Origin of the sequence: Phocaeicola sp. ICN-14070, from assembly GCF_037892625.1 — a bacterium.
Taxonomy (GTDB): domain Bacteria; phylum Bacteroidota; class Bacteroidia; order Bacteroidales; family Bacteroidaceae; genus Phocaeicola; species Phocaeicola plebeius.
The window spans coordinates 61,067-84,103 of the sequence record NZ_JBBKBF010000010.1; the positions used below are offsets into that span (position 1 = coordinate 61,067).

The 23,037-nt window shown below is 44.5% G+C and carries 17 protein-coding genes; 10 read left to right on the plus strand and 7 right to left on the minus strand.

The window, feature by feature from the left end; genetic code table 11:
- Positions 1-21 precede the first annotated feature (21 nt).
- From WKT20_RS05075 to WKT20_RS05085, 3 genes are all read left to right on the plus strand, one after another.
- Entirely contained in the window at positions 22-1,410 is a 1,389-nt protein-coding gene (locus tag WKT20_RS05075; protein WP_118162916.1) for a cytochrome c peroxidase, read from the plus strand.
- A gap of 218 nt (positions 1,411-1,628) precedes the next feature.
- The gene (locus WKT20_RS05080) at positions 1,629-2,246 is read left to right on the plus strand and encodes a hypothetical protein (RefSeq protein ID WP_117673875.1); all 618 of its coding nucleotides are present in this window, start codon (positions 1,629-1,631) and stop codon (positions 2,244-2,246) included.
- The gene (locus WKT20_RS05085; protein ID WP_117701362.1) at positions 2,240-2,527 is read left to right on the plus strand and encodes a winged helix-turn-helix domain-containing protein; all 288 of its coding nucleotides are present in this window, start codon (positions 2,240-2,242) and stop codon (positions 2,525-2,527) included. Before WKT20_RS05080 ends, WKT20_RS05085 begins: the two co-directional genes overlap by 7 nt.
- Positions 2,528-2,695: 168 nt before the next feature.
- On the opposite strand, the gene WKT20_RS05090 is transcribed toward WKT20_RS05085, so the two are convergent.
- Positions 2,696-5,155 (minus strand): TonB-dependent receptor, encoded by a 2,460-nt coding sequence (locus WKT20_RS05090; RefSeq protein ID WP_340416971.1) that lies wholly within the window; start codon positions 5,153-5,155, stop codon positions 2,696-2,698.
- A 125-nt stretch (positions 5,156-5,280) separates the two neighbouring features.
- Here WKT20_RS05090 and WKT20_RS05095 point away from each other — a divergent pair, with 125 nt between their 5' ends.
- On the plus strand, positions 5,281-6,477 hold the full coding sequence (locus WKT20_RS05095) for an esterase (protein ID WP_270653470.1): 1,197 nt from the start codon (positions 5,281-5,283) through the stop codon (positions 6,475-6,477).
- A gap of 3 nt (positions 6,478-6,480) precedes the next feature.
- Here the strand turns inward: WKT20_RS05095 and WKT20_RS05100 are convergent, their stop codons facing one another.
- Positions 6,481-7,068 (minus strand): response regulator transcription factor, encoded by a 588-nt coding sequence (locus WKT20_RS05100; RefSeq protein ID WP_118243052.1) that lies wholly within the window; start codon positions 7,066-7,068, stop codon positions 6,481-6,483.
- Between the two features lie 11 nt (positions 7,069-7,079).
- A complete protein-coding gene (locus tag WKT20_RS05105; RefSeq protein WP_117701368.1) occupies positions 7,080-8,726 on the minus strand; it encodes an NAD(P)/FAD-dependent oxidoreductase in 1,647 nt (548 codons plus the stop codon).
- 221 nt (positions 8,727-8,947) lie between these two features.
- On the opposite strand from WKT20_RS05105, the gene WKT20_RS05110 reads away from it, so the two are divergent.
- From WKT20_RS05110 to WKT20_RS05120, 3 genes are read left to right on the plus strand one after another with little or no spacing between them, the layout of a single operon-like run.
- Positions 8,948-10,699 carry a hypothetical protein gene (locus WKT20_RS05110; RefSeq protein WP_340416972.1) on the plus strand — a complete coding sequence of 584 codons (1,752 nt, stop codon included), beginning with the start codon at positions 8,948-8,950 and terminating at the stop codon, positions 10,697-10,699.
- A gap of 25 nt (positions 10,700-10,724) precedes the next feature.
- Positions 10,725-12,257, plus strand: a complete 1,533-nt coding sequence (locus tag WKT20_RS05115) for a DUF5723 family protein (RefSeq protein ID WP_340416973.1) — start codon at positions 10,725-10,727, stop codon at positions 12,255-12,257.
- A gap of 18 nt (positions 12,258-12,275) precedes the next feature.
- Positions 12,276-13,742 carry a DUF3868 domain-containing protein gene (locus WKT20_RS05120; RefSeq protein ID WP_340416974.1) on the plus strand — a complete coding sequence of 489 codons (1,467 nt, stop codon included), beginning with the start codon at positions 12,276-12,278 and terminating at the stop codon, positions 13,740-13,742.
- Positions 13,743-13,834: 92 nt separating this feature from the next.
- Here WKT20_RS05120 and radA read toward each other — a convergent pair whose 3' ends face one another.
- Positions 13,835-15,208, minus strand: coding sequence for a DNA repair protein RadA (gene radA / locus WKT20_RS05125; RefSeq protein ID WP_007562822.1), 1,374 nt, complete (start codon positions 15,206-15,208; stop codon positions 13,835-13,837).
- 395 nt (positions 15,209-15,603) lie between these two features.
- Between radA and thrA the strand changes: the two genes are divergently transcribed.
- From thrA to thrC, 3 genes are read left to right on the plus strand one after another with little or no spacing between them, the layout of a single operon-like run.
- Complete coding sequence (gene thrA / locus WKT20_RS05130) at positions 15,604-18,036, plus strand: bifunctional aspartate kinase/homoserine dehydrogenase I (protein WP_278454464.1); 2,433 nt, start codon at positions 15,604-15,606, stop codon at positions 18,034-18,036.
- Between the two features lie 11 nt (positions 18,037-18,047).
- On the plus strand, positions 18,048-19,262 hold the full coding sequence (locus WKT20_RS05135; protein ID WP_022054765.1) for a cofactor-independent phosphoglycerate mutase: 1,215 nt from the start codon (positions 18,048-18,050) through the stop codon (positions 19,260-19,262).
- Positions 19,263-19,273: 11 nt separating this feature from the next.
- Complete coding sequence (gene thrC / locus WKT20_RS05140; RefSeq protein WP_117701376.1) at positions 19,274-20,575, plus strand: threonine synthase; 1,302 nt, start codon at positions 19,274-19,276, stop codon at positions 20,573-20,575.
- A 243-nt stretch (positions 20,576-20,818) separates the two neighbouring features.
- On the opposite strand, the gene WKT20_RS05145 is transcribed toward thrC, so the two are convergent.
- The 3 genes from WKT20_RS05145 to WKT20_RS05155 form a co-directional block, all read right to left on the minus strand.
- The gene (locus WKT20_RS05145) at positions 20,819-21,448 is read right to left on the minus strand and encodes a cytidylate kinase-like family protein (protein WP_118162978.1); all 630 of its coding nucleotides are present in this window, start codon (positions 21,446-21,448) and stop codon (positions 20,819-20,821) included.
- A 69-nt stretch (positions 21,449-21,517) separates the two neighbouring features.
- A complete protein-coding gene (locus WKT20_RS05150) occupies positions 21,518-22,891 on the minus strand; it encodes an MATE family efflux transporter (protein ID WP_117701379.1) in 1,374 nt (457 codons plus the stop codon).
- On the minus strand, positions 22,854-23,037 hold a 184-nt coding region (locus WKT20_RS05155), incomplete at its 5' end, for a hypothetical protein (protein ID WP_340416975.1). The genes WKT20_RS05155 and WKT20_RS05150, both read right to left, overlap by 38 nt.

Genomic DNA, 23,037 nt, shown 5'->3' on the forward strand with positions numbered 1-23,037 from the left:
TTAAAATCTAATCAGTTTCTTATGAAGAAAAGAACAAAAATCATTTTTTCAGTGCTGGTGGTAGCTGCGGTATTGGCCGCAACCTATCGGGTGGTGAACCGTCCTCCCTCAGCCAGTTTGGAAAGCAGTGCTCAGATGGAAGAAATCATTGCGAGCAGCGGATGTATGGCCTGTCATGTTGCCAATCCGGAATTACCGTTTTATGCCAGCTTGCCGGTTGCTGGAAAGCTGGTCAAGGAAGATGCTCGTCTGGCCTACCGCTCTTTCGACATGACTCCGATGTTAGAAGCCTTGAAAAAAGGAGAAAAAGTCAGCGAGGTAGATTTGGCAAAAGTAGAGAAGGTGATATTAGACGGTACCATGCCTATGGCTAAATATTATCTGGTACATTGGGGAGCTTCATTGAATGATGCGGAAAAACAGATGGCACTTTCGTGGGTGAAATCACAGCGTGCAGCCTTCTATCCCAATCAGCTGGCTCATGCACAGTGGAGCAATGAGACCATCCGTCCGATTCAGGATTCCGTTCCAGTAGATATGCGGAAGGTGATTTTAGGTAATCTGCTGTTCCACGACGTACGTCTGTCGGCCGATAACACTGTATCTTGTTCATCTTGCCACGGATTGAATACTGGTGGAGTAGATAACAAGCAGTTCTCTGAAGGAGTAGGAGGTCAGTTTGGCGGAGTAAATGCTCCTTCTGTCTATAACGCACATTATAACTTTGTGCAGTTCTGGGACGGACGTGCCGCTACGTTGGCCGATCAGGCAGCCGGTCCTCCTTTGAATCCGGTAGAAATGGCTTGCAAGTCGTTTGATGAGATTTGCGAGAAATTGAATGCGGATGCAGCTTTCAGCAAGGCATTTAAGGAAGTGTATCCCGACGGTTTCAATCAGGCAAACATTACAGATGCCATTCAGGAGTTTGAAAGAACCCTGCTTACACCGAATTCACGTTTCGATAAGTACCTGAAAGGGGATAATGAAGCCCTGACGGCTGAAGAGCTGGCTGGATATGATTTGTTCAAGAAATACAACTGTGCTACTTGCCATGTAGGTGAGAACATGGGTGGACAGTCGTACGAACTGCTCGGCATCAAGCATGATTACTTTGCCGACCGTGGTACGGAACTGACCATAGAAGACAATGGCCGTTTCAAGGAAACAAAAGACGAAAGAGACCGTCATCGTTTTAAAGTGCCCGGATTGCGTAATGTGGCATTGACTGCGCCTTATTTCCATGATGGAACACAGGCTACGCTGGAAGATGCCGTGATAGCCATGGCCAAGTACGAGGTAGGCGTCGATTTGTCAACACAGGAAGTCGCACAGATGGTATCCTTCCTGCGCACATTGACCGGAGAATACCAGGGTAAGTTGCTGGTGAATGAGAATGACTTGCAAAAATAAGTAAGCACATCTTTTTTACTCTATATGAACCGTTTCAGTCGTAAAGATTGGAACGGCTTTTTTTCTGTTATTTTCCTGCCGTTTTATTCGGTTTATAAAATAAACTTATTTATATTTGCATTAAAGCAAGAGAGAAGCGCGCCTCCTTGCCTTTATTTTTCGTTTTATGGTTTATAAAATAAACCATGTTGAATTTAAAACCTAAAACTGATTGCCTTATGGAAGAAAAGAAATTATCAGAACAAGAAAGCCTGGAACTGATTTCACAAATGATCCGTTCTACCCGGAAGAATATGGAAGTGGGCAGTGGAAACCAGTTTCTTTACTGGGGATATTTTACTGCGGCGCTTTCAGTACTGTTGTTTTTATTGGTGTACTATACGGGAGATGCCCGTTGGAGTATTGGCTGGTTCAGTATGTTTCTGTTCTGGGGCTTTATGCTTCGTATGCAGCGCAAGGAAACTCCTTCGGTAATTACGTATACCGACCGCGCCATTCTGCAGGTCTGGAAAGTGATAGGCAGCCTGTTTGTGCTGACCGTAGTCATCATGTCTTTGCTGGCATTCCATTACGGAGGAGTCAATTTTTCCTTGATGCTGCCCCTTTCTCTGCTTTATAGCGGCATCGGAGTTTCCATTACGGGAATCATTATCCGTAGCCGGCTGGTGATGTGGTCACCGCTGGTAGGCTTTTGTTTTGCCATTTACATGCTGATGGCCTATACCCTTCATCAGGCTGTTACCATTGACTGGTATCTGTATTTTGGATTGTCGTTTGTGGTCATGATGGTGTTGCCCGGCCATTATTTAAACCGAAAGGCCCGTAACGTATGTTGAAAGAACTGAATCCGTTGCTTCATTCCCAGCTCCGTCTGGCTGTGATGTCGATACTCTTGTCTGTGGACGAGGCTGATTTTGTGTACCTGAAAGAGCAGACCAATGCTACGGCAGGTAATCTCAGTGTGCAGCTTGACAAGTTGAGCGAAGCCGGTTATATCGAGGTGGAAAAAAGTTTTGTGGGCAAGAAACCTCGTACTGTTTGCCGGATGACCTCAAAAGGGCGGGAAGCTATGGCCGAATATGTGGAAGCATTGAAAGGATATTTGACTGGAATTTAATGGCTTTATGCTGTTTTAAAGGAGGATTTATATCAATGTAAAAAACGCAAGGACGTTTGTTTTGAAACCTCCTTGCGTTTTGTCTTAAATGTACTTGCGTTTTACTTGAAACGGACTTGCGTCTTGTTTCAAACGTCGAAGCGTTCTGTTTTAATATTCTTACGCTTTTTAGAAGCGGCAGCGAATGTCAATTCCCACTTGTACGGGGCGTCCTTTTTGGGCGAAGCCGCGGCTCATTGTTTCAAAGTAGAACGCCTGATAATCTTTGTTTAAGGCATTGTTTACCCAGAAACCGATTTGTCCGTTACCCTTGTTCAAGCTGAGTCGGCCGTTCAGTGTGCCGTAAAGTGCCTGACTGGCATTGTTCTGTTCTGTCCAGTAGATACGGCCTGCAGCGCGATAGTTGGCATCCAGGGTGATGTTGTCCAGAATAGCGTTCTTGCGCAGCGGGAAAATGTATTGTCCGCCTACGGCAAATGTATGTTTAGGGACGAAGGGGACATAGTTGCCGTTATAGTTTTCTGTTTCACTTATCACATAATCAGTGAAGGTGGCGTATGTATATCCGTAGTTTCCGTTCAGGCTGAACTGGTCGGTAAGCTGCGCGCGCAAGCTGGCTTCCGCACCTAAACTGCGGCTTTTTCCGGCATTGACCGTGATACGTCCCAATCCGCTTTCAGCAAAGCGTGATAACTGCTGGTCGCGAGTGTCCATGTAGAACGCAGAGAGGTCGGCTTGTAACTTTCCGTTGAACAATGTGAGGTGAGAACCGATTTCGTAGTTCCATGAATATTCCGGCTTGTAGAGCGTGGCTGCTTTTACGTCTGTTTGCGGGCTCTGAGCCATACCGTTCAGCATTCCGGCAATCATTTGTTTCTGTTCCTCGTTCAGCATCGGTACATTGTTGACCACCGGAATGGTTACATCGGCCACGTGTTTCATCATACTTGCCTGCATGTCATTTTGCAACAGGTCGGAGAACATTTGGATATTGTACCCTCCCGAACGGTATCCTTTGGATACACTTGCGTAGATGTTGTTACGTGAGTCAAAATCATATTGCAAGGCGAATTTAGGCAACAGCTGGATGTAGTCGTGCGACAGCTTTCCATTATAACTGTTGTTTACGTTGAATTCTTTTGCCGGAATCATCTCTATTACTTTGTTGGATGGAGTCAACGTTCCGCCTAATGAGTAGGTATGTGTAAATTGGCAACCACTGTAGTAATCCAGTTTCAGGCTTTCATAGTCCATGCGAAGACCGGCAGTGAAAGAGAGTCCTTCCAGTCCGAAGAGGTCATTGAAAGTGGATTGATGGAAAATCGCCCCATTCAAGATCGGCGTGCTGAATTTTCCCGGAATGGCAAGCTGTTCACCATTGATTACGTCATTGAAGTTTAGCTTCATGCTCATGGGGCCCATTGATATCGTGGGCATGTATTTGTTGGCGTTTGTGTTGATGGTAGAATTCAGCCAGTTTACTCCGTCCTTCTGGAAGGTGACAGGAGCCTCTGTATCCAGCCACTGATAGAATCCGCTCACTCCGGTAGTCCACTGCCAGCGGCGTCCGGGTTTGGATTTCAACACGATTTCTTCGCTAAGTGTCTTGGAATTCTGCTTCTGCATCATGGTGTAGATGTTCTGCTCCGTAAAGTCCTGATCCAGGTCCATGTGGTCGCGCAGGTACTGGAAACCGGTTACGCTGCTGAGAATAAAGTTGTCAGCCTGATATTCCAGGTTTACTCCCGTGTTCAGCAAGTTACGTTTGTATCCGCAGGCATTGTCGTAAGAGATGCGGCCGATGTACTCTGCGCGGTCTTCTTCTCCTTTGACTTTACCCGTATATTCATACGGATAGCCGCCCTGGTTGGTATATTCGTAATTTACGGTAAAGTCAAGTTTCAAGTTTTCAGTCGGCAGATAAATGGCACGTATGCGTCCGCCGAACTCATTGTCCGTATCAATCCGTTTTCCGTTAAAGTCGTTTTTGAAGAAACCTCCCTTATGGTCATAAAACAGTCCGACTGAGAAGGCAAACTGATTGGAAATACGATGGTAGTGAGTAAGTGAGGCATTGTAATTGTTGTAGGTGGCAGCACCTAAACGAAGGTCTGTTCCCTGATACGTAAACGGCGATTTGGTAAACACACGGATAAGTCCTCCCATGGTGTTGCGTCCGTAGAGTGTTCCTTGTGGTCCTCGCATTACGTCGATACGCTCAATATCGGAGTAGTTGAAATCGAATGCAGATTTGTCAATGAAAGGGATATTATCTACATAAAGTCCGACAGCCGGTGTGTTGATACGCGAACCGATACCTCGGATATAAACAGAAGTGGTCAGCTTAGAACCATAGTCTGGAATGAATAAGTTCGGAACCAGTGCAGACAATGATTTTACAGAGGTCACCGAATTATTGCGCATCGCACTTTGTGAAAAGGAAGTCGATGAAGTAGCCTGCTGACGCAGACGGTTGTTCTCCTTCGGAGTAGCAATAACCACAACCTCTTCTATGTCAATAACCTTTGTTGTATCTTTAGGTAATGAGTTCTCAGGTGATACCGGACCTGCCAAGGCGCTCTTTATAGAAACAGCCAGTAACGAAACGATAGCAATATTTTTTTTCATTCTGTTGAAAGATATAGTTTAGTTAACGGCTGCAAAGTAACGCCAATTTGCTTGGACGGGCAATCCTAATAAATGAGGATTTTGCTTATTTTTGTACGTAGTAATAGGATTAACATATGAAAAGAATGAAACAATTTTTGAGTTTGGTAGCGGTATGTATTTTTTCACTCTCCGCTTGGGCACAGGAAACTGTGGCTGTCAATACGGGAGATCTTATTTCTCCCGAAGTAAAGAATCAAACTGTGACTTTTCGTCTGCTGGCTCCTGAGGCCAGGGAAGTATGGGTAGAAACAGACTTCTTTGAAAAGTCCCGGCAGCAGACTCCATTGGGAGAGGTAGAAATGGCAGGACGTCAACGGATGGAAAAAGGAGAGAATGGTGTGTGGAGCTATACGGTTGCTTTGCCTGCGCCCGAACTGCATACTTATTGCTTTTATGTGGATGGTGTGCGTATGCTTGACCCCTCCAATGTATATATGCTTCGTGATATAGCTACTTACATGAACTATTTTCTTGTGGATGGAGCTTTGTCTGAGAATTATTTTGTCCGGGAAGTAGCTCATGGAACGGTTGCGAAGGTGTGGTATCCGAGTCCTTCTTTGGGGATGGAACGTCGTCGGATGACGGTATATACCCCAGCTGGTTATGAGGAAGGAACAAAACGTTACCCGGTTCTTTATTTGTTGCACGGGGCCGGGGGAGATGAGAATGCCTGGAGTGAACTGGGGCGTGCTGTACAGATCTTAGATAATTTGATAGCCCAAGGGAAAGCGGAGCCAATGATTGTAGTGATGCCGAATGGAAATGGGGCACAGCAGGCTGTACCGGGGGAATATCCTAACAGCATGTACAAACCTTCTTTCATAAATCCGAAAACCATGGAGGGGTCTTATGAGAAAGCATTTCCGGATATTATGAATTTTGTGGAAAGTCATTACCGGACGATAAACGATAAGGCGCATCGGGCAATTGCCGGATTGTCGATGGGAGGATTCCATTCATTGTATATCTCTGCCAATTATTCAGACAAGTTTGATTATGTAGGACTCTTTTCTGCGGCAATTAACCGTGAGTCGAAAGGAGAGAACACTTATATCTATAAGAATCTGGAGGAAAAGTTAGCAATTCAGTTTGCGGCAGCTCCGAAACTGTATTTTATAGCTATCGGAAATGCAGATTTTTTATATCAGGACAATGTGGCGTTTCGTCAGTTGCTTGATCGTCATGGGTATAAATATGAATATGCAGAGACGGATGGCGGGCATGAATGGCGCAACTGGCGAAAATATTTGAATAATTGGTTGCCGAAGTTATTTAAATAAACTTTATATACTGTCGGCTTCTACGTATCCGTGCATGACCGCATAGATGGCCAGGCCGGATACGGACTTAATACCCAATTTTTCTGTGATGTTTTTCCGGTGGGAAATAACCGTAGTCAGACTAATGTGTAGCTTGTCTGCTATCTCTTTGTTAATTAACCCTTTAGTCACAAGTCTGAGTACCTCAATTTCTCGGGCACTCAGTTCATGTTCTGCATCAGTGGCAGGAGGTGTTACGGGATGATGCGTCAGCTCGTGTCCTCGTTTTCGGGTCTGCATGATGGTTTTTACCAGTTGTTCTTGTGGAAGAAGAATGTTCAGGCTTGGGATTCCTGTCAGCAAGGGAGGGTCTCCTGCGGAGAGCACAATGCACTTGGGTTTTCTTTCCAGAAAAAAGGATGTATGCTCAAAATACACGTTGGCCGACACAAAGTAATGTGCATACATGTCGGGCGTGTCGTCTATCAGTTTTTCAAAAGAAGAAAACGTACGTATGACTGCCTCGGGAATAAGTTCTTCCAGAATCGTGCGTAGTCCGAGGGCCGTCAGCGTGTTGGGCTCAATGATGGCAATTTCCGGCAGGTGGTGCATATAGTAGGTAATTAGTGGTTTAAATAATGGGCTACGGCTTCAGCACATCGCTCTCCGTCAATTCCTGCTGAGACAATACCTCCAGCATATCCGGCACCTTCTCCACAAGGGAAGAGACCCTCTACGGTAAGATGTTGCAAGGTATCTTTATCACGTACGATGCGTACGGGAGAGGAAGTACGTGTTTCTACGGCAATCATGACTGCTTCGTTAGTGAGAAAGCCACGTGAACTCTTCCCGAAAAGCTGGAACCCTTTGCTCAGGCGTTCACTCAGGAAAGAGGGCATCCAGAAATGAAGGGGAGAAGATACTAATCCCGGGCTATAAGAGGTAGCCGGAAGGTCATAGCTGAGTTTCTTTCGTGTGAAATCGATCATACGTTGCGAGGGGGCAGTCTGTCGCATATTTCCCTGCTGCCAGCAGATTTGTTCCAGCTTTTCCTGGAAACGCATCATGGCTAATGTGTGGACAGTTCCTTCAGGCTGCTTTCCGTCGCGCAGAATCAGTTCTTCCGTCAGGCTTTCATTGGATCCGGAGAAAGGTTCCGCCTGGAGTTGCATTTCCGGGAGCAGAAGGTCTTCCGGTCGTGTTTCTACCACCATACCCGAGTTGCTCCATTTGGTGCCACGGTTGCTCGGACTCATACCGTTGACTACCAGCTGGTGAGGACCGCTGGCTGCCGGTACGACAAATCCACCGGGGCACATGCAGAAGCTGTACACTCCTCGTCCGTCTACTTGCTGTACGAAACTGTATTCGGCAGCAGGAAGGTATTTTCCTCGTCCGTTTTTATTGTGATATTGTATCTGGTCAATCAGCATGGAAGGGTGTTCCAGTCGCACGCCGATGGCAATTCCTTTGGTCTCCAGTTGCACCCCATGGGCATACAACCAGCGATATACATCTCGGGCAGAATGTCCGGTTGCTAGAATGACGGGGCCTAAAAAGGTCTTTCCGGTATTCGTTTCAATACCCTTTACCTTTTGACCTTCTATAAGTATGGATTCCATTCGAGTCTGGAAGTGTACTTCTCCTCCGCAGGCCAGAATGGTGTTGCGCATGTTTTCGATGACTCTGGGAAGCTTGTCCGTCCCGATGTGCGGATGAGCGTCCGACAAAATGGTAGGACTGGCTCCGTGCTGGCAGAATACATTTAATATTTTTTCTACGCTGCCCCGCTTTTTGCTGCGGGTGTAGAGCTTTCCGTCGGAGTAAGCTCCGGCTCCACCTTCCCCAAAGCTGTAGTTTGATTCAGCGTCTACCTTGTGCTCCCGACTGATACGGGCCAGGTCTTCTTTTCGCTCACGTACATTTTTTCCTCGTTCCACTACAATAGGGCGAAGTCCTAATTCAATAAGCTTGAGGGCTGCAAACAATCCTCCAGGCCCCGCACCTACCACAATAACGGCTGGACGACCTTCTACGTTAGGATAATCTGTACGTTCGAATTCGTCTTCGGAAGGTGTTTCGTTGACAAATACGCGAATGGTCAGGTTGATGTAAATAGTACGTTGCCGGGCGTCAATGCTTCGTTTCAAGATACGTATGGCATTGATGGTGCGTACGTCCAGACCTTTTTCCCGGCTAATGTATTGTTTGAGTGATTGTTCACTGGCTGCCTGTTCGGGCAGAATTCGGAGTTGGTATTCGTGAATCATATTATTTGTAACTTTTTTGCAAAGATAGGGTTTCTGTTTTGTTCTTGCAATGGGAATTAGATAGGACTTTTTATACTGATTTAAGACTTTCCTTTATGAGTGTAGTAAAATTTTCTATATTTATGGTCGATTTCTCTCAATAATTGTAAGTAAGAAAGTGTTATTGATAGTGATAGTTGAATATTAGTTAAAATAAAATTATGATGTGTAAGGTAAAAAAAATGTCTCCGTTATGGGGATTTTTGTTGTCGTTCCCATTGTGGACGGTGTCATGTGTGGATAACAAGTATGATCTTGACAAAGACATAGACATGACAATAAATGTAGGAGGGGAATATCTCACAATTCCTGCCGGTAGTACAGATACGACTTTCTTAAGCAAGATTATTGAAGTAGAAGAAGGGGATATTCTTCAACCAGATGCAACTACTCGGGTGTATCATCTGACGAAAAAGGATGATATTAATGTGGAGCCTACTACGGTGAAGGAGGTAACAGTCGGAGCAACTACCACTGATTTAGAGTCTATAGAGATTGTTAATAATACAGGTGTCTCTTTTTCTGAACCAGAAGTTTCTGCAGATATAACTACATCTGGAGATTTTGAAGCTACTGCCAATGATATTGATGAAGCATTGAAAGAACTGGGTTCTCTTCGGGCTAAAACTCCGGTAGATTTAAACTTGACGATTGATTTTAATATAAGTGGAGGAAATTTGACCTTTAATCAGGTAAAAGCAAATAAACTGAAACTTGTATTTCCTGATAACATCGTTTTTAAGGAAGATGAGGGTATCCAAGATAATGAGCTGATTTTGGATGAAGAAGTTTTGTCTGTAAATGGTTCGTCTTATACTCGTACGCTGAAAGTGGAAGGCTATAAGTTTAGTGATGCTGCTGGTTCGGGTATGAAACCAAATGCAGAAGGCTCATTGACTATTGAAGGAAATATTTCTATGGAGGGTGATGTAGTAACCTCTGGAATCTCCGGTACAGGAGCTCTGGCCTTAGTTCCGAAGGCTGTTTTAGAGGAGATGACTGTAAATTCTGTAACTGGTGTTATTCAGCCAAAGATTGAAGCGGAAACAACAAAAATAGAATTGAATGACCTTCCCGATTTCTTGAAAGACGAGGATACTCGTTTGGATATTACTAATCCGGTAATCTTACTGAAAGCTGATAACCCTTTGGAGACGGATGTAGAAATTGATGCTGTACTTACTCCGAAGAAGAATAATGTCAATATTGAAGGGCATGAAGTAAAAATAGGAACTGGATATGGTCAGAATAAGGTAGCATTGATACCAGGTACAAATATTATTGCTCTTTCTCGTACAGGAAAGTGTTCTATTGAAGGAGTTACAGAGAATATAAAAGTGGAAGATATAAATAATTTGCTTGAAACTATTCCTGATGATATTGATGTGAATCTGCAGCCGATTGTTCGAAATGAAAATTATTATAATGCGGAATTAGGAAAAGAGTATGATTTGCCGGCAAGTTATGAGGTAGATGTACCGTTAAGTTTCGAACAAGGTTTGAATATCGTATACAATGATTCTGTACAAGATTTGAACAAAGACTTGAACGATTTGGATAAAGTAAGTCTGAAAAATGCCAAGATTATGTTGTCGGTAGACAATGCCATTCCTTTGAAATTGCAACTGAAAGCTGAAAATGTGCAGATTAAGGATGTGTATGGCAATGAACTGACAGCTGTGAAGAAGACAATGGAAGAAGATAAGCAATATGTGACAGAAAGTACAGATGGAGAAAAACCTGCAACAAGTGAACTGGTTTTAAGCCTGACTTCGGATGATACTGCATTCTTGTCGAAAATAGATCGGATTTGTTTTAAAATAACAGCTGTACCGGGAAGTGCTACTGGTGTGCCTTTGAAGGATACGCAATGGCTGAAGGTGACAAGTGTCAAACTGTCTGTGCCAGGTGGAGTGAATGTGGATTTGAATTAATAATGAACGAGAAAAAATGAAACAAATGAAGAAAAATATATTGTGTACGGTACTGTCCGGATTGGCTGTTTTGGGGTTTGTGGGTGAAGCTGTAGCGCAACCTCAGATTAATCGTTCTGCTTATTTTTTGGGAGGTGCTACTTATCGTCATGAATTGAACCCTGCATTTATGGGAGAAAGAGGATATGTTAGTATGCCCGGACTAGGAAACTTGTCGGTAGGAGCTCAAGGAACTGCAGGTGTAGGTGATTTCTTGTTTGTGAAGTCTAATGGCGATTTAATGACTTTCATGCACGAGGAAGTGAGCAGAAAAGACTTCTTAAATGGTTTGCTTAACCGACTGAAAATGGGATTTAATGTGAATGAAAATATCCTGTCTACCGGGTTTTATGCTTGGGGAGGTTTTAATACGATAGGACTTTCTATTAAAAGCAATACCAACTTGTCGGCTCCCGACCAGCTGTTTAAGTTTATGAAAAACGGAGTCGATGCTCCGGAGGGAACTCGTTACACAGTAAACGATTTGAGCATCCTTTCTACTAATTATGCTGAATTGGCATTGGGGCATGCTCGTCAGATAAACGACCAGTGGACGGTTGGTGCAAAAATGAAATTTTTGGTAGGTCTTGCCAAGGCTACCGTGAAGATTGACCGACTGGACATTGAGGCTACGCCGGATGCTTGGAAAATTACTCCGTCGGGTGCACAGGCTTATCTTTCAGGTAAAGGGTTGATTGTTCCTACTCGTGGAGAAACTGGTAATTACGATGATAGTGATTATGAACTGGATGCCAATGGTAACCGTACTGATAAACTGAAACCAGGGTCTGAACAGTTGATTTCGTATGATGACGTGGATTTTGATGACAAGAATATCGGTCCCACAGGATTTGGTATGGCATTTGATTTTGGTGCAACTTATCGCCTGAACGATGAGTGGACATTCTCTGCTGCTGTGCTTGATTTAGGATTTATCCGCTGGAAGAATACAGTGAAAGCTTCTATGAATAATAGTTTTGAATTTAATGGTTTTAATGAAATTCCCATAAAATCAGATTTGGGAGATAACGATCCGAATTCAATAGATAATCAGGCAGACCGTATTGTGGATGATTTGGAACAGATGGCTAAATTTACAAAGGATGGAGAGGGACTGAAGCGTACTACAGCTTTGGCGGCTACCTTGAATCTTGGTGCGGAATATACATTGCCTGCTTATGACCGCTTGAAGTTTGGTTTCTTGTCTTCTTCTCGTTTCCAGGGACGTCATTCCTGGACAGAAGCACGTGTTTCAGCGAATGTATCTCCTTTAACTTGGTTCGAAACTTCAGTGAACTATGCTCTTTCTAACTTTGGTTCTACAGGAGGTTTGATGTTGAATTTTCACCCAAGAGGTTTCAACTTTTTTGTGGCTGCTGATGTGCCATTGTGTAAATACACTCCAAAATATTATGCACCACTTAACCGGTTCTCTGCCAACATTAATTTGGGAATCAATTTTACTTTCGGTCCGAAGTATAAGACAAAACACCGTTGCGTAGAAGTTCAGTCATTGTAATTTAAATAAAGAATAGATATGAGAAAATTAGCATATATATTGTCGTTTGTCATGTTGCCGCTGGCTGCCATGGCGGGTGATGTAAAGTATACACGTCCTGTATTAACGTTGAAAAATGATACGTTGACCGTTGAATTTTCCATGAGTGTGGAAGAAGTACGTGTAAATAGTGAGCAGACATATGCCTTTACTCCTGTATTGCGTGAAGGTAAAAACTATTATGCCATGCCTCCGGTAGTGGTAACTGGAAAGAATGGTGATTACAAGATGCGCCGTCAAGAGCGTAAGATGGCTCGTCGTTTCGGGTTTGACAATCCTTATACAGTGATTCACGGACGTCAGGAAAACCGGGAAGACGTAGTACGTTATCAGGCTTCTATTCCTTATCAGGCATGGATGGATCATGCTTCCATGATTCTGTTGCAAGAAGGAAAAGAATGTTGTGAGGTCGATTTGCTGGATATTACGGTGATTGAGCCGGATGTAGCAGTAGAAACTCCGGCATTGCCCACCGAGTTTGAGGTGTGTGATCCATGTAAAGAAATGGTTTCTTTCCTGACACCGAAAGAAGAACCGCTGAAAGTACGTTCAGAGCAAAGTACTCTGTTTATTGAGTTTCCGGTAGGTAAGACAGTTTTTGACGCGGATTACAAGAATAACCGTAGTGAATTGCAGAAACTGAAAGAGATTCTTGATCCGTTGGAAGATGGAGACTTGGTTACATTTAAGTCGATTAATGTATGTGGATACTCTTCACCCGATGGCTCGGTTCGTACCAATGACTGTGTAGCTAAACAACGTGCGGAATCGTTTGCGCTGAACCTGAAAGGTGGATATAATTTCCCGCAGGAAGTGCTGCATGTGACTTCTGCAGGGGAAGATTGGGAGACTTTGGTGAAAATGCTGGAAGAAGATCAGCCGGCTTATGCGGAAAAGGCTTTGGCTGTAATCCAGAAGTATGAAAATCTGGATGTACGTGAAGCTAGACTGAAATCTACACTGGGGATGACTACTTATCGTACGATGATGAACCAGTATTATCCTCGTCTGCGTCGTTTGAGCGTGTCGGTAGATTACGAAGTGAGAGAAGTCTTGAACTCTGAAGCAGCCCGCCTGATTTATACCAATCCGAAATTGTTGAGTTTGCAGGAAATGTATCGTGTGGCAGCTATGTATCAGCCTGGAACAAAGGAATATAAAGAAGTGTATGAAATTGCGGCTAACACCTATCCGGAAGATGTAACGGCTAATTTGAATGCAGCTTCAGCCAACATTATCAGTGGTGACTTTAAGAAGGCAGCTTCTTATATGGATAAGGTGAAAGATGATTCGCGTGCTTTCAATAACTTGGGTGTATTGGCTTGGTTGTCTGGCGATACGGAAGCAGCTAAAGAATGGTTCCAGAAAGCTGCAAGCGTAGAACCTGAAAAGGCAAATGCAAACTTGAAAAAAATGGTTCCTTATGAAAATGCCGTTCCGAAATAACGGGTATTGAGGTAGGATACTGAATAAAAAAACGCCTGTGCGCATGGAGAATACTTCAAAGCGCACAGGCGTTTTTTATGGTGTGAAAAGGGTTATCCAAATAATTCCCGGAAAGCTTCTTCCACTTTTCTTACGGGGATGAGCTCGATTTTTATTTTCTTTCGGTCAATGCCAGACAGGTTGTGCTTGGGAATCAGCATCCGTTGGAATCCGAGCTTTTCGGCCTCACTGATACGTTGTTCGATGCGGTTGACCGGACGAATCTCTCCACTCAGGCCTACTTCTCCTGCCATGCATACGCCTGCTTCAATTTCTGCATCCATGTTGCTGGAAAGAATGGCACTGATAACTGCCAAATCTATGGCAGGGTCATTGACTTTCAACCCTCCGGCAATGTTCAGGAACACGTCTTTTTGAGCCAGCTTGAATCCGACACGTTTTTCAAGTACAGCCAGCAGCATGTTCATACGGCGCAGGTCGAATCCGGTGGCGGAACGCTGTGGCATTCCGTATGCGGCTGTGCTGACCAATGCCTGTACTTCTATCAGGAAGGGGCGTACACCTTCCACGGCTCCGGCGATGGCGACGCCGCTCATGCCTTCGTGGTCTTGGGTAAGCAACAGTTCGGAAGGGTTGCTGACCTGCCGTAGTCCGTCTTGTCTCATTTCGTAGATTCCCAGTTCAGCAGTACTGCCGAATCGGTTCTTGATGCTGCGCAAGATGCGGTACATGTAGTGCTGGTCTCCTTCGAATTGCAATACGGTATCGACGATGTGTTCCAATACTTTCGGTCCGGCGATGCTTCCTTCCTTGTTGATATGTCCGATGAGGATAACCGGTGTGCCGGTTTCTTTGGCAAACTTTAAAAGAGAGGCGGTACATTCTCTTACCTGCACGATGCTGCCGGGAGAAGAATCAATATTTTCGGTAGAAATCGTCTGAATGGAGTCGATGATAACCAAATCGGGAGCTGCATTTTTTATATGGGTAAAAATCTGTTCCAACGAGGTTTCACAGGCTATCAGCAGATTGTCATTTTCTGGGTGCGGAATACGGACGGCCCGAAGCTTGAGCTGGCGGGCACTTTCTTCACCGGATACGTAGAGAATTCTTTTGTGGGTAAGCCGCAACACCGTCTGGAGTATCAGAGTCGATTTTCCGATGCCCGGTTCTCCTCCAATCAGGGTGAGTGAACCTTGCACCAGTCCCCCTCCCAATACACGGTTCAACTCTTCGTCGAGCATGTCTATGCGTTGCTCTTCATTCGATTCTATTTCGGTCAGACGTTGAGGTTTGGACCGCACGGACTCGATGCCGTGAGCCACGTGCTTGGCTACAGGAGCTTCCTTGCGTACCACTTCTTCCACAAATGTATTCCATTGTCCGCAGGAGGGGCATTTCCCAGCCCATTTAGGAGATTCTTGTCCGCAGTTTGTGCAGACATAGACCGTTTTTTCTTTTGCCATATTTGTTACACTAATTCTTTACAAAGGTACGAAATCTTATGCTTATTCTCTATACTGGCAAAAAAATATCATTTATTTATTTGTTTGTAGAAAAATGTTGCTATATTTGCCAACGGAAAAACAATAATCTATGACTGTACACTGTCTTCATATCATCTTGTTGAACGGGCATGGGTATATGCCTTTCATTACATCTACCACAGGGATGACCCCTAGGGGGTGAGGATAGTATGTTTGGTGTTTCTACGTGATACACGTCTGCGGATGCAGACATTTCAATTATTTTATTCAATCAAGATTTATTTTATTCATTGTTTCTGTTTGTGCCGTAGTGTAGGGCCTTACGGAGATATACCGGGACCATTGGGTTTCGGACTAAAAATTAATGGTAACCTATGAAAGTATTGAAATTCGGCGGAACATCCGTAGGTTCTGTCAATAGCATGTTAAGTGTCAAGCGTATAGTAGAGGGTATAGATGACAAAGTAATTGTAGTCGTTTCTGCATTAGGGGGAATTACTGATAAACTGATTTGTACTTCGAAAATGGCCGCTTCGGGCGATGATGCTTATGAGAAGGAAATGAAGGAAATTGTGAACCGTCACATTGAAATGGTGTACACTGTGATTCCGGCAGGGCGGGGAAGAGAGTTGCTTCTGGATCTGGTGAACGAACTGCTGAGCGAATTGAAGGATATTTTTCAGGGTATTTATTTGATTCGTGACCTTTCTCCGAAAACTTCTGCTACGATTGTGAGCTATGGTGAACGTCTTTCTTCTATCATTGTAGCTACTCTTATTGAGGGAGCAGTGTGGTTTGATTCCCGTACTTTCATTAAAACCGAAAAGAAACATAATAAACATATTCTTGATTCAGAGCTGACGAACCGACTGGTGCGTGAGACTTTCAGTGAAATACCGAAGGTTTCTCTGGTGCCGGGATTTATTTCTACTGATAAGAATACAGGAGAAGTAACCAACTTGGGCAGAGGTGGATCTGATTATACAGCGTCTATTATTGCGGCAGCTTTGGATGCGGATATTCTGGAAATCTGGACGGACGTGGATGGCTTCATGACAGCTGACCCGCGTGTCATCAGCACGGCTTATCCTATTACGGAGTTGAGTTATGTGGAGGCTATGGAGCTGTGTAACTTTGGTGCGAAAGTGGTGTATCCGCCTACGATTTATCCGGTGTGTCATAAGAATATTCCGATTCTGATAAAGAATACGTTCAATCCGGAAGCTCCGGGTACCATTGTGAAGCAGGAAGCCGACCATTCTTCGAAACCTATCAAGGGTATTTCGTCTATTAATGATACTTGTTTGATTACCATGACCGGTTTGGGCATGGTGGGTGTCATTGGCGTGAACCATCGTATCTTCAAGACGTTGGCCGAAAATGGCATCAGTGTCTTTTTGGTATCGCAGGCTTCTTCTGAGAACTCAACCTCTATCGGTGTGAGAAATGAGGATGCGGAACTGGCATGTGAGGTGCTGAATGAGGAGTTTGCCAAAGAAATTGAAATGGGCGAAATTTCACCGATGAAAGCGGAAGGCGGTCTGGCTACCGTGGCGATTGTGGGTGAGAACATGAAGCATACTCCCGGTATTGCCGGAAAATTGTTTGGTACGCTCGGACGTAACGGTATCAATGTCATTGCTTGTGCGCAGGGTGCTTCTGAGACAAATATCTCTTTCGTCGTGGAAGGTGCTTCTTTGCGTAAGACACTGAATGTGATTCATGATTCATTCTTCTTGTCGGAATATCAGGTATTGAACCTGTTTATCTGTGGTACGGGAACAGTGGGTGCCAGCTTGATTGAACAGATTCATGGCCAGCAGGAAAAACTGAAACAGGAACGTGGGTTGAAATTGCATGTGGTGGGTATTGCCAACGGCCATAAAGCCTTGTTTACGCGTGCTGGAATTGACCTGGAACATTTCAGAGAAGAATTGGATGAAAAAGGTATGCCTTCTTGTCCTCAGACTCTTCGTGATGAGATTGTGGGAATGAATATCTTCAATTCGGTGTTTGTGGATTGTACGGCTAGTCCCGATATTGCGGCACTGTATAAAGATTTGCTGAGTCACAATGTCTCGGTGGTAGCCGCAAACAAGATTGCCGCTTCTTCTGAATACGACATCTATGCGGAACTGAAAAGAATCGCTCGCCAGCGTGGAGTGAAGTATTTGTTTGAGACGAACGTAGGAGCCGGTCTTCCGGTAATCAATACCATCAATGACCTGATAAACAGTGGTGACAAGATTCTGAAGATTGAAGCAGTGGTGAGCGGTACGTTGAATTATATTTTCAACCGTATCAGTGCGACAACTCCTCTGAGTGAAACTATCCGTCAGGCGAAGGAGGAAGGTTACTCTGAACCTGACCCAAGAATTGACCTGAGCGGAAAGGATGTGATCCGGAAGCTGGTGATTCTGGCTCGTGAGGCAGGTTATCGTTTGAATCAGGAAGATGTGGAAGCAGACTTGTTTATTCCTGACAGCTATTTTGAAGGTACATTGGATGATTTCTGGAGAAAGATTCCACAATTAGATAAAGAATTTGAAGAACGTCGCAAGAGACTGGAAAGCGAGGACAAACGCTGGCGTTTTGTGGCAAGCTTGGAAGATGGACACGGCAAGGTGTCTTTGCAGGAAGTAGACCGCAATCATCCGTTCTATAACCTGGCTGGCAGCAACAATATTATCTTGCTGACCACAGAGCGCTACAATGAATATCCGATGCTGATTCAGGGATACGGTGCCGGTGCAAGTGTGACTGCTGCCGGTGTATTTGCGGATATAATGAGTATTGCCAATATTTAAACCAAACAAAAATGAAACATGTAATTATATTAGGTGACGGTATGGCCGACTGGGCTGTACCTTCCTTAGGCGACAAAACTTTACTGCAGTATGCACATACGCCATATATGGATAAACTGGCAAGTATGGGGCGTACGGGCGTATTGAAGACGGTGGCCGACGGCTTCCATCCTGGAAGTGAAGTGGCCAATATGTCTGTGATGGGCTATGATTTACCTAAGGTGTATGAAGGGCGTGGAGTGCTGGAAGCTGCCAGTATTGGTGTAGACCTTCAGGATGGGGACATGGCCATGCGTTGTAACATTGTCTGTGTGGAAGGAGAAACGCTGAAAAATCATTCTGCCGGACATATTTCTACGGAGGAGGCCGATGAACTGATTCGCTTTCTGGATGAAAAGTTGGGCTCCGACCGCATTCATTTTTACACAGGAGTGCAATATCGTCATTTATTGGTGATTAAGGGAGGGGATAAGCGGTTGGCTTGTGTGCCTCCACATGACATCCCTTTGCAGCCTTTCCGTCCTAATCTGGTGAAGGCACTCTGTCCTGAGGCACAAGAAACAGCCGATTTGTTGAATGCACTGATTCTGAAATCACAAGAGTTGCTGGCTACGCATCCTGTCAACTTGAAACGAGTGGCTGAGGGAAAGGACCCGGCCAATAGTATCTGGCCCTGGAGTCCGGGATACCGTCCGCAGATGGAACCTTTGTCAGAGAAATATCCGTCCATCCGAAAAGGAGCCGTGATTACGGCTGTCGATTTGATTCGGGGTATTGGCCGTTATGCAGGTTTGCGCTGTATTGACGTGGAAGGGGCTACCGGATTGTATAACACCAACTATGAAGGGAAGGCCCAGGCTGCCATTGAAGCGTTGAAAACAGATGATTTTGTGTATCTGCATGTAGAAGCCAGCGATGAGGCAGGTCACGAAGGAGATGTTCCGTTGAAACTGAAAACCATTGAGGACTTGGACAGCCGTATTGTCGGTCCGGTCTATGAAGCAGTAAAACAATGGGATGAGCCTGTGGCCATTGCGGTATTGCCCGATCATCCTACTCCTTGTGAGTTGAGAACGCATACCAATGAACCGATTCCCTTCCTGATATATTATCCGGGTATTGAGCCGGATGCCGTGCAGACTTATGATGAAATCAGTTGCAAGGAAGGAGGATATGGCCTGATGGAGAAAGATGAGTTTATGAACCTATTTATGAATATTCAGTAACAGATAGCAATATGAAGTATTACAGTACAAACGGAAAAGCATTAGACGCGACATTGGAAGAAGCTGTGGTAAGAGGACTGGCTTCAGATAAAGGTTTATATATGCCCCGTCAGATTAAACCCTTGCCACAATCGTTCTATGACGAGATTGAGACACTTTCTTTTCCAGAAATAGCTTATAAAGTAGCAGATGCTTTTTTTGGAGAAGATGTACCGGCAGAAACATTGAAACAGATTGTGTATGACACATTGAACTTTGATGTACCGGCAGTAAAAGTAAAAGACAATATTTATTCTTTGGAGCTGTTCCACGGACCTACATTGGCTTTTAAAGATGTAGGTGGTCGTTTTATGGCCCGCCTGTTGGGATACTTTATCCGTAAGGAAGGAAAGAAGCAGGTCAATGTGCTGGTAGCTACATCCGGAGATACGGGAAGTGCGGTGGCAAATGGTTTCCTTGGAGTAGAAGGCATTCATGTGTATGTGCTTTACCCGAAAGGAAAGGTCAGTGAAATTCAGGAAAAACAGTTTACGACCCTGGGACGTAACATCACAGCGGTCGAAGTGGACGGTACGTTCGATGACTGCCAGGCGTTGGTGAAGAATGCGTTCATGGATAAAGAATTGAACGAGCACATGCAGCTGACATCTGCCAACTCTATCAATGTGGCCCGTTTCCTGCCGCAGGCCTTTTATTATTTCTATGCCTATGCGCAGATGAAAAAAATCGGTAAGGCCGATAACCTGGTGGTTTGCGTACCGAGCGGTAACTTCGGAAATATTACAGCCGGATTGTTTGGCAAGCGTATGGGGCTTCCGGTGAAACGCTTTATTGCAGCTAATAATCGTAACGATATATTCTATCAATACCTGAAAACAGGAGAGTATTGTCCGCGTCCGTCGGTGGCTACTATTGCCAATGCCATGGATGTAGGCGACCCCAGTAACTTTGCCCGGGTACTGGATTTGTATGAGGGTAGTCACGATGCCATTGCTTCTGAAATCAGCGGTGAAACCTATACCGATGAACAGATACGTGAAACGGTGCAGAAGGTTTATGAAGAAACAGGTTATCTGCTCGATCCTCACGGTGCATGCGGATACCGTGCGTTGGCAGAAGAACTGAAAGAAGGAGAAGTCGGTTTGTTCCTTGAAACAGCTCATCCGGCAAAATTCCTGCAAACGGTGGAAAGTATCATTGGAGTGGAAGTAAAAATACCGGCAAAACTTCAGGCATTCATGAAAGGTACCAAACAGAGTGTACCGATGTCGAAAGACTTTGCGGCATTTAAAGCTTACTTGATGAAACAATAGTCCTTCTCAAATACACGAGTACAAGGGATTGATTTTAAGTAAGTTCTCAGTACTTCTTAGGCAGTACTACAATACTTCTTAGAAAGTACTGTAGTACTTTCAGGGGAGTACTCCAGTACTGCCTAAGAAGTACTGGATTTTTATAAAAATCAGATTCCGAATGGCTTGTTTTGTATAAAAAAATAGAGAGGCTGCTCAATCTTAGTTGAACAGCCTCTCTATTTTTTATGTCTTTATCTTTTCTTATAGATGAAGTTTCAGCTTGACAAAATTCTTGATGAATTCCACGGTACCATCAATACCTAATACAGAAGAATCGATGCATAGATGATAGGTAGCAGCGGCTCCCCATGTCTTGTAACTATAGTAGTTGTAGTAAGACGAACGTTTCTTATCTGCTTTTTCCATTAAGTCTTCTGCATCTTCCGCACTGATGTGGTGCAGTTTCATCAGTCGTTCAATGCGGGCTTCCGGTGAAGCTGACACGAAAATGTTGGCACATCTGGGATGGTCGCGCAATATGTAGTCGGCACATCTTCCCACGAAAAGACACGATTGTTTTTCTGCCAGATGGCGGATGACATCACTCTGAATTTTGAACAGAGAATCGTTGCTGAGATAAGAGTTGTACGGATAAGCTCCTTCTGTAATAAACGGGAAGCGGGTTCCGAATAATCCTCCTAAAATAGTTTGAGAAGCTTTTTCATCGGCTTTTTCGAAAAATTCCTTGCAAAGTCCGCTCTCTTCAGAAGCTAAGTTGATAAGCTCTTTATCGTAAAAGGCAATGCCTAAGTCATTCGCTAATTTTTCACCTATTTCTTTTCCGCCGCTGCCCAGCTGGCGTCCGAGATTGATAACATAGTGTCCGTCCATAGTGTAACTCTTTAGTTGATACACAACAAATATAATTCTTTCTGCGGAAAAATGTCACTTTTTTGTCTTTTATTTTATGTCGATTCCGGTTTCGGCAGCGTGTCGTTTGAATTTCTGGAACTGACTGTAGAGCATGCTTCCGGCAATGATGCTGGCGGTTATATCAGAAATAGGCATACTGTACCACACTCCGTCTACTCCCCAGAAAAGCGGAAGGATAAGCAGACAGGGAATCAGAATCAGTACCTGACGACTTAAAGAAAGTATGATGGCTTTCTTGGCCATTCCGATACTTTGGAAGAAGTTGGAAGTAACCATCTGGAAGCCGATGATAGGGAAGAACATGACCACTACCCTTAGGCCTTTGGCACTTAGCTGGATGAGCTGTGAATCGGTGGTGAAGGCGGCTACGGCCAGCTCCGGCATCAGTTCGCCCACTAAGAAGCCACTGGTGGTAACGATGGTAGCAGCAATGACGGTATATTTCATTACCTGGTTTACACGGTGATAATTCTGTGCACCAAAGTTGTATCCGGCAATGGGTTGCATTCCTTGGTTGAGTCCCATCACAATCATGACGAATAAGAATACGATGCGGTTGACGATTCCAAACGCACCGATGGCCAAATCTCCGTTGTACAGTTTTAACCCTTTGTTTATCAGAATGACGATAAAACAGGAGGCCAGGTTCATGAAAAACGGAGCCAGCCCGATACCGATGATATTTTCTACCAGTATTCTTTTTAGGCGATAAATCCCTCTCCGGAAGTGAAGCAGTTCATTCTTGTTGCAGAAAATTCGGATGAGCCAGCAGAGTGAAATTACCTGAGCCAGGACAGTTGCCACAGCGGCTCCTTTTATTCCCATGTGGAAGGTGTAGATGAACAAGGGGTCCAGCAAAGTGTTGACGATAACGGTCAGTATGGTGGCGGCCATGGCCTTTTGAGGATGTCCGGCAGAACGCAACACAGAGTTGAGTCCTAAATACATGTGGGTGATTACATTTCCTAATAAAATGGTTACCATGTAATCCTTGGCATAGGGCAGCGTAGCTTCACTGGCGCCGAAGAAATACAGTATGGGGTCCAGAAACAAGAGGCAGACAATGGTAAACAGCACCCCGATAATCAGGTTTAATGATACGACGTTTCCTAAAATCTGTTGAGCGGTAGTATAATCTTTCTGTCCTAGTTTAACGGAGATGAGGGTAGAGGCACCGACTCCCACCAGTGAGCCGAAGGCTGCGGCCAAGTTCATCAGCGGAAAGGTAATGGCCAGTCCCGATATGGCCAAGGGACCTACTCCGTGTCCGATAAAAATACTGTCTACCATGTTGTAAAGCGAAGAAGCAGTCATGGCAATAATGGCCGGAATGGCATATTGCATCAATAGTTTTCCAATTCGTTCAGTGCCAAGTTCTGTGGCTGTTCCTTTTTGCGACATACTTATTTACCTTATTAATTGTTATCCAGAAATCTTTAGATTTTCTAAAAAAATCGTGCAAAGGTAAACTTTTTTCCGCAATCAGGGAAAACTTTGTGTATCTTTGCGCTCCAAAATAAAAGCTATGTGGATGAAAGTGAATAGAA